General features: G+C 73.6%; 5 protein-coding genes. All 5 read right to left on the bottom strand.

Annotation, left to right across the window (positions count from 1 at the left end):
• Positions 1-96: 96 nt before the first annotated feature.
• Positions 97-2,850, bottom strand: coding sequence for a bifunctional YncE family protein/alkaline phosphatase family protein (locus ACFV4G_RS17290; RefSeq protein WP_380441096.1), 2,754 nt, complete (start codon positions 2,848-2,850; stop codon positions 97-99).
• 58 nt (positions 2,851-2,908) lie between these two features.
• Positions 2,909-4,267: an ABC transporter permease gene (locus ACFV4G_RS17285; protein WP_380441094.1), complete on the bottom strand. Its 1,359-nt coding sequence runs from the start codon at positions 4,265-4,267 to the stop codon at positions 2,909-2,911.
• A complete protein-coding gene (locus tag ACFV4G_RS17280) occupies positions 4,264-5,208 on the bottom strand; it encodes an ABC transporter ATP-binding protein (RefSeq protein WP_380441092.1) in 945 nt (314 codons plus the stop codon). Before ACFV4G_RS17280 ends, ACFV4G_RS17285 begins: the two co-directional genes overlap by 4 nt.
• Before the next feature lie 185 nt (positions 5,209-5,393).
• On the bottom strand, positions 5,394-5,924 hold the full coding sequence (locus ACFV4G_RS17275; protein ID WP_380441090.1) for a GNAT family N-acetyltransferase: 531 nt from the start codon (positions 5,922-5,924) through the stop codon (positions 5,394-5,396).
• Between the two features lie 288 nt (positions 5,925-6,212).
• The gene (locus ACFV4G_RS17270) at positions 6,213-6,686 is read right to left on the bottom strand and encodes a nucleoside deaminase (protein WP_380441088.1); all 474 of its coding nucleotides are present in this window, start codon (positions 6,684-6,686) and stop codon (positions 6,213-6,215) included.
• Positions 6,687-6,950: the final 264 nt, after the last annotated feature.

The following is a 6,950-nucleotide window of genomic DNA, read 5'->3' as shown; positions in this document are numbered from 1 at the left end:
CCCCCCCCCCCCCCCCCCCCCGCCGGGGGGGGGGGGGGCGGCTCCCCGGCGGGGCCGGCGGGCGGCCCCCGGGGCCCGTTCGCGTCCGCGAGGGGATCAGCCGTCGTTCTCGGCGGACGGGATGTAGGCGCCGGGGACGTCGTTCGGGGCGTGGATCTCGGACTCGCCCGGGTACGGGGCCGTCCAGTTGTGCGTCTGGTACCAGGTCAGGTGGTTCATCTGCGCCGGGTTCGCGCGGTCCGGTGCGGCGTTCGGGCCGGTGAGGCGCTGCTTGGACTTCCAGGAGTCCCACTGCGCCGCGACGCCCTGCTCCGCCGCCGGCGGCGCGACCGTGGTCGGGGCCGGGGCGGCCGCGCGGTCCTGGACCGCGCCGGGCACGTCGACGCCGCAGGACGGGGGCGTCTTCAGGCCGTCGGTCAGCGACGTCCGGTTGGGCACCGCGGTGAACGGCGTGAAGTCCGGCTTGTCGGTGAAGGCCGTGGTCATCGGGCTGGCCGCACTGTCCTTCTGGTTCATCGGGTGGATCCCGAGGATCTGCTCGATGGTGCGGACCATGGTGATCTGCGAGTAGTAGCGGCTGTCGACGGTGCCGTGCTGCGCCCAGGGGCTGATGACCTGGATCGGGGCGCGGTGGCCGTCGACGTGGTCGAGGCCGGCCTGGGAGTCGTCCTCGACCACGAAGATCGCGGAGTCCTTCCAGTACTCGCTGTGCGAGATCTCGTCGACGATCTTCCCCACCGCGAGGTCGTTGTCGGCGACCTGCGCGGCCGGACCCGCCGGGCCGCCGGTGTGGTCGCTGGACAGCCACAGCATGTTGAGGCCGGCCGGGCCGTTCTGCTCGAAGTCCTGCTTCCAGATCTGGTACCGGTACTGGTCCGGCACGTCGAGGTCGAACTTCGGGAAGCCGGGCACCGACACGTCGTTGAGCGAGGGGATCGGCGACGAGGAGTTGAGCGGGTAGGCGGTGTCCTGCCCGGTCGCGTCCATCGTCTTCGCGTCGCAGTACAGGTTCTGCCAGCTCGCGCCGTCGGGCTTGGTCAGGAACTGGTGGAACTCGCCGAAGTCGCGCACGTCCGTCCCGGCGGCCTGCGCGCCGGTCCACAGGAAGCCCGAGCGCTGGTGGCCGAGGGCGTCGTCCTCGGTGTCGTAGCTGCGCTGGTACTCGCCGGCCGAGGACTCGGTGTACTCCGGGTTGTCCGCCTGCATCAGCCAGTTGTGGCCCTCGGCGGAGTTGGTGCCGATGTCGTAGGTGTTGTCGTAGAGCCCGAACTGCTGGGCCAAGGCGTGCTGGTTCGGGGTGACGTTGGCGCCGAACTGTGCGAGCTTCGGGTCGCCGTTGCCCTTGGCGATGTCGCCGAAGAGCTGGTCGTAGGTGCGGTTCTCCTTGACGATCATGAAGACGTGCTTGATCGGCGACGGGTCGCCGATCCGCGCGGGCACCGGTACCGGCTTGGCCTTCTTGTGGTCGGCCGTCCGGACCGCGCCGTCGGTCCAGCCGTTCTGTCGGAAGACCTTGGCGGTCTGGTCCCGGATCTCGCGGTCGCCCGGCAGCGTGAACTGCGTGATGCTCGACGTCGTGTCGTGGGTGTTGTGCGCGCCGGTGGCGTTGGGGCGGCGGGCGTCGATGCCGCGGGTGTTGGAGACGACGACCTTCGAGCCGACCGTGGTGATCTCGGCCGGGAAGTAGTCGGTGGGCAGCAGGCCGACGTAGCTCACCGGCTCCTGCGCACCGGTGAACCGGTAGACGGCCACCGCGTCGGCGCGGCCCAGGGTGACCAGCAGTCGGCCGTCGTCGGTGAGCGTCACCGCGGTGGGCTCGTAGCCGACCGAGGCCTCCGGCCACGGCTTGGTGGAGACGGTCTGCACGACCCGGTCGTGCGCGGTGTCGACGACCGACACCGTGTCCGAGCCGGTGTCGGCGACGAACAGCACGCCGTTCTTGGCGTACAGCGCCGTCGGGTGCAGGCCGACGTCGATGGAGCCGACGGCGGCGGAGGCGTCCCCGAGGTCGATCACGCTGACGGTGCCGGAGGTCGTGGCGCCGGTGTCCTGGTCGGCCGGCACCTGCGTGCCGTAGGAGTTGAGCGTGTCGTCGTCCTCGGTGGCCGGGCGGCCGCCCTCGTTGCCGACGTACAGCTTGTGGCCGACCTGGGCGATGCCGCGCGGCGCGTTGCCCACCGTCCAGCTCTGCTTGACGGTGCCGCTCGCCGCGTCGATCGCGACCACCCGGTTCTGGCCGTTGACGGCCGCGTAGACCGTCGAGCCGTCGGCGGAGAACACCGCGCCGGAGGCGAGCGCGTGCTTGGCGCCGTCGGCCGGGATCGCGACCTTCACCGGGTTGGCCAGGGTGCCGTCGGCGTTCACGGTGAAGCGGGTGTAGCCGTCGAGCTGGCCCAGCCACAGCTGCTTGCCGTCCGGCGAGTAGGCCGGGGCCTCCTGGCCGACCGAGCCGTCGCTCAGGTGCAGGTCGTCCGCCTTCGCGGTGCCGACGCGCTGCTGCACCTGCCCGGTCTTGAGGTCGACGATGACCAGCGACGCGCCGCCGTCGGCGAGCGCCGCGGCCAGGTGGGCGCCGTCCGGGCTGACCCGGGAGCCCATGATCTTGCCGTCGTTGACGACCGACCGGGTGCCGTAGGGGGCGATGTACTGGTCGCTGGAGATCACCTGGCCGTTGACCGTGACCTGGCCGACCTGGTCGGTGCCGAACTGGTGGGTGGTCGCGAAAGCCGTGCCCGTGGCCACGGCCACCGCCGTGATGCACGCCGTGGCGAGCGTGGCACGGCGGCCCATGCGCCGGCCGAGAAGGGCGGGGTGTTCTCTCGGGACGCGACGACGACGCGTTACCTGCATGGCGTCATTCCTTCGGTGAGTGGGGCTGGTTGGGGGGCGAGGTGCGTGTGCGGTGCGTTCAGTGGGGTGAGGAGGAGAGCAGCGGGAGCTGCCCGTCGAACTGCCACAGCGGGTTCGGCGCGTCCCCGTCCGGGGTCTGCACCAGGAAGTAGCCGTTGACCTCCTTCGGCCCGTCGCCGTCGGCCATCAGCCGGCCGTCCGAGGCGACGTCGAGCTGGTAGACCGCCGTGCCCGGCGCGGCCACGCCCGGCAGGTGCCAGGTGACGACGCAGCGCCAGTCGTTGCCGGGGCCCTCCGGGTCGACGTGGCCGTCCCCGCGGTCGCAGGCCGCCGTGACCCGCAGCTGCTCCTCGGTGACGGCGGGGCGGTGCAGCTGTTCGGTCTGCAGCCGGTACAGGTGCGCGAACACGGTCGACACCGACTGCTGCACCTTCGCCTGGGTGATCCCCGAGCCCGTCGACGGCGCGGCCACGGCCACCGCGCCGAACGTCAGCGCGAGCAGCCCGGCCAGCGGCAGGACGCCGGAGGTGAGCGCGCGGCGCTCCGCGCCGTCCTCGCTGCCGTTGGTGAAGTCGCGCCGCACGAACAGCCGGTAGGCCGCGGCGGTCGCCACGACGGCCCACACCAGGCTGACCGCGACCGAGATCAGCAGCTCGTCGAGCTGCGCCGGGTCGGCGAACAGCCCGTTCCACGAGACGAAGGCGTAGCCGGGCAGCGCGAGGCGCAGCGCCACCGGCAGCGGCAGCATCTGCGCGAGCTGCATCGCGACCGCGGTCAGCGCGGGGACGAGCAGGCCCATCGGCGAGCGGCCGAGGAGGACGGAGCCGAGCAGCCCGATCGCGGCCAGTGCCAGGGTCGGTGCCAGTGCGCAGGTCCACGCGAGCAGGACGCCACCGGCCGCGTCGGACGGCGGCAGCTGGTGCCCGTCGACGCCGACCAGCGGCCGGTTCCCGACCGCCGCCAGCCCGCCGGCCGTCCCGGACGCCGTCAGCCCGGCCACCAGCAGCACGATCACGGTGCCGCTCGCCAGCGCCTTGGCCGCGAAGATCCGCCGCGGGGAGCGGATCGCGACCAGCAGGTGGCGCCAGGTGCCGAGGCGGTCCTCGGCGGCGAATACGTCGCCCGCGACCACGGAGGTGAGGAGGGGCAGGGCCCAGGAGCCGGCGAAGCCCAGCACCACCAGGGGCCCGGCCCAGCCGGTGGCGTGCATCCAGCGGCCGAACAGCGTGTCGGACGGCAGCGTGCCCTGCTGGGCCACGGCGGCGACGAACAGGCCGGGCAGCGTCCAGCAGGCCAGCACCAGCAGGCGGATCCGCCACTGGGAGACGAGCTTGACGACCTCGAAGCGGTACACCCGGGCGACCGGTACCGGCCGCGTTCCGGGGGCCGCCTTCGGGGATGCGAGTGCGGTGCTCATCGGGCGCCCTCCTGCTGGTCGGTCAGGGCGAGGAACGCGGCCTCCAGCGGCGGGACCACGGGAGCGACTTCCCGCACCCCGATGCCCGCGTGCACCAGGGCACCCACGAACTGCTCGACGGCCGGCGCCGAAGCGCGCACGACGAGCGTCCCGGCCGCGCGCCGGGGCCCGGTCCCGGTGACGGCCCTGATGCCCGGGGTCTCGGCGGCCACGGCCCGGGCGGCCGACGGATCGGACGTGAGCAGGCGGTAGTCGAGCTCGGGGCTGTCGGCCGCGAGCTTCTCCAGCGGGCCGGAGAAGCGGATTCGGCCCGTCGCGAGGATCGTGACCTCGTCGCAGAGCGCCTCCAGGTCGTCCATGCGGTGGCTGGAGAGCACGACGGTCACGCCGTCGTCCGCGAGGCGGCGCAGCGCCCGGTGCACGTGCTGCTTGCCCGCCGGGTCGAGGCCGTTGGACGGCTCGTCGAGCACCAGCAGGCGCGGGTCCGTGAGCAGCGCGGCGGCCAGTCCGAGGCGCTGGCGCATGCCGAGGGAGAACCCGCGCACGCGGTCGTCCGCGACGTCGCTCAGCCCGACCTCGGCCAGGGCCCCGTCGATGCGGCCGGTGCGGGCGTCCTGGCCGGTCAGGGCCGCGAGGGCGGCCAGGTTCCGGCGGGCGGTGAGGGACGGGTAGAGGCCGGGGCCGTCGACGAACCCGGCGACGCCGGGCGGTGCGGCGAGGGCCCGTCCGACGGGTCTGCCCAGCACCTCCAACTCGCCCCCGTCGGCGACGGCCAGGCCCAGCAGCAGCCCGAGCAGCGTCGTCTTCCCGGCCCCGTTCGGCCCGGCCAGCCCGTGGATCCGCCCGGCCGCCAGGTCGAGCCCGACCCCGTCGAGCGCCACGACGTCACCGAAGTGCTTCGTCAATCCGCGTGCCCGTACGGCATGTTGTCTGTCGTTCATGGCCCCTTCTCGCAGTCCCCCACGGAAGGTAGGGGGTGCGCGGGGCGGCGTCAGGAGCGCGCGGTTGAACTCGGATGGAACAGCAGTCGGTATGTCCGTATGCGGACGCCTCCGCGGCCGGAACAGGGCGTCTGTCCCGGCCGCGGAGGGCTGTGCCGGAGGGTTGTGCCGGAGGGCTTGGACCGTCAGATTCCGAACGGAGCCGCGTACCGGACCGTGCCGGACGGCAGCGGGTGGTGCTCCGGGTCCAGGCCCAGCGCCATCAGCGCCTCGTCCGGCACCTCGATGCTCAGCCCGATCCCGTGGGCGGAGGCCCGGCCGAAGCCGAAGCGCGGGTAGTAGTCCGGGTGTCCGAGGACGACGACGAAGCGCTCGCCCAGGCGGCGTGCCTCGTCGAGCGCGGCCCGGATCGCGGCGGAGCCGGCGCCGGTGCGCTGGTACTCCGGGAGGACGGCGCAGGGGGCCAGGCACAGGGCGGGGGTGTCGCCGATGTGGCAGCGCGTGAGCAGCGCGTGGCCGACCCGGCGGCCGTCGGGGGTGACGGCCAGCACGGACAGCTCGTCGATCCAGGCCCCGTCCGTCCGCAGGGCGTCGACGAGGTCGGCCTCCGACGGCGACCCGAACGCGGCGAGGACGATCTCCCGGACGGCCGGGACGTCGTCGGCGGTCTCGGTGCGGGTGGTCCAGCGCGGGGTGGAGGTGGTGGAGATGGTCATGATGAACGAAGATCCGTTCCGGTGTGGTGTGTTCGTCCGGGGACGGCGATGCGTCCCCGGCCCCGCGAGCTCACGCTCCCGGCGGGGAAGGGGGATTCGAGGGCGGGGTCAGGCCGACGCCCGGGACGTGAGGGTGACCCGGGCGCTGCGCACGGCGACGGCCTTGAGCGCGGTCATCAACCCCACCTCCCCACTTCCTCGATCCGGTCGAACACGAACCGCTCCACCGTAACACCGACCCGGTCGTGAGGTCACGTCGTTTGTCGGCCGCGGATCCGCACCGGGCGGCTATCCCCAGTAGCCCGTGTGGACGGCGGCGGCCTCGTCGTAGAGGTGGGGGCCCGAGACGGTGACGGTGTTGCCGCCGGCGGCGAAGACGTCGCGGCAGGGGAGGGCGAGGACGGGCTCGTCCGGGTCCACGCCGGCGATGGCGTTCAGCTCGGGGGCGGCGAGGGCGTAGACGACCCGGCGGATGCCGCTCCAGTAGATCGCTCCGGCGCACATGGCGCACGGTTCGGTGCTGGAGTACAGGGTGGCGCCGGTGAGCTGGGTCGGGGCGAGGTGGCGGGAGGCCTGGCGGACGAGGTTGGTCTCGGCGTGGGCGGTGACGTCGTGGTCCGTGAGCACGGTGTTCTCGGCGGTGAGCAGGACGCCGCCGGCGCCGTCGGTCAGCAGGGCGCCGAACGGGTGGTTGCCGTGGGCCCGGGCGGAGGCCGCGAGCTCGATGGCCGTGAGCAGGTGGGCGCGGGTCTGGTCGGCCATGACGGTTCTCCTCGGGGCGGCGCGGGCGACGAGGACAAACGTATAGCGCGCGGGCCCGTCGGGGGTTGATCGAAACCGCCGGGGCCGCCGGTCGACCCGGAGCGGAAGGGGCCGGTCCGCGAGGGTAGCAGCGCGGGGCGGGTGTCCGCCGACGGGTGGCCGGGGGGGGCCACCCCGGGGGGGGGGGGGTGTGCCCCGCGGGGGGCGGGGGGGGGTTGACACACCGTGGGGGGGGGCCGGGTAATGGGCCGCCCGGGGCCCCCC

Source organism: Kitasatospora sp. NPDC059747 (assembly GCF_042732955.1).
Taxonomy (GTDB): domain Bacteria; phylum Actinomycetota; class Actinomycetes; order Streptomycetales; family Streptomycetaceae; genus Kitasatospora.
The sequence above is the reverse complement of the archived record's forward strand: the minus strand, read 5'-3'. Positions and strand labels throughout refer to the sequence as shown.

Bases quoted from the DNA above. Each gene is read 5' to 3' on its own strand.
- ACFV4G_RS17290 (WP_380441096.1), bottom strand. From the start codon at position 2,850: ATGCAGGTAACGCGTCGTCGTCGCGTCCCGAGAGAACACCCCGCCCTT.
- ACFV4G_RS17285 (WP_380441094.1), bottom strand. From the start codon at position 4,267: ATGAGCACCGCACTCGCATCCCCGAAGGCGGCCCCCGGAACGCGGCCG.
- ACFV4G_RS17280 (WP_380441092.1), bottom strand. From the start codon at position 5,208: ATGAACGACAGACAACATGCCGTACGGGCACGCGGATTGACGAAGCAC.
- ACFV4G_RS17275 (WP_380441090.1), bottom strand. From the start codon at position 5,924: ATGACCATCTCCACCACCTCCACCCCGCGCTGGACCACCCGCACCGAG.
- ACFV4G_RS17270 (WP_380441088.1), bottom strand. From the start codon at position 6,686: ATGGCCGACCAGACCCGCGCCCACCTGCTCACGGCCATCGAGCTCGCG.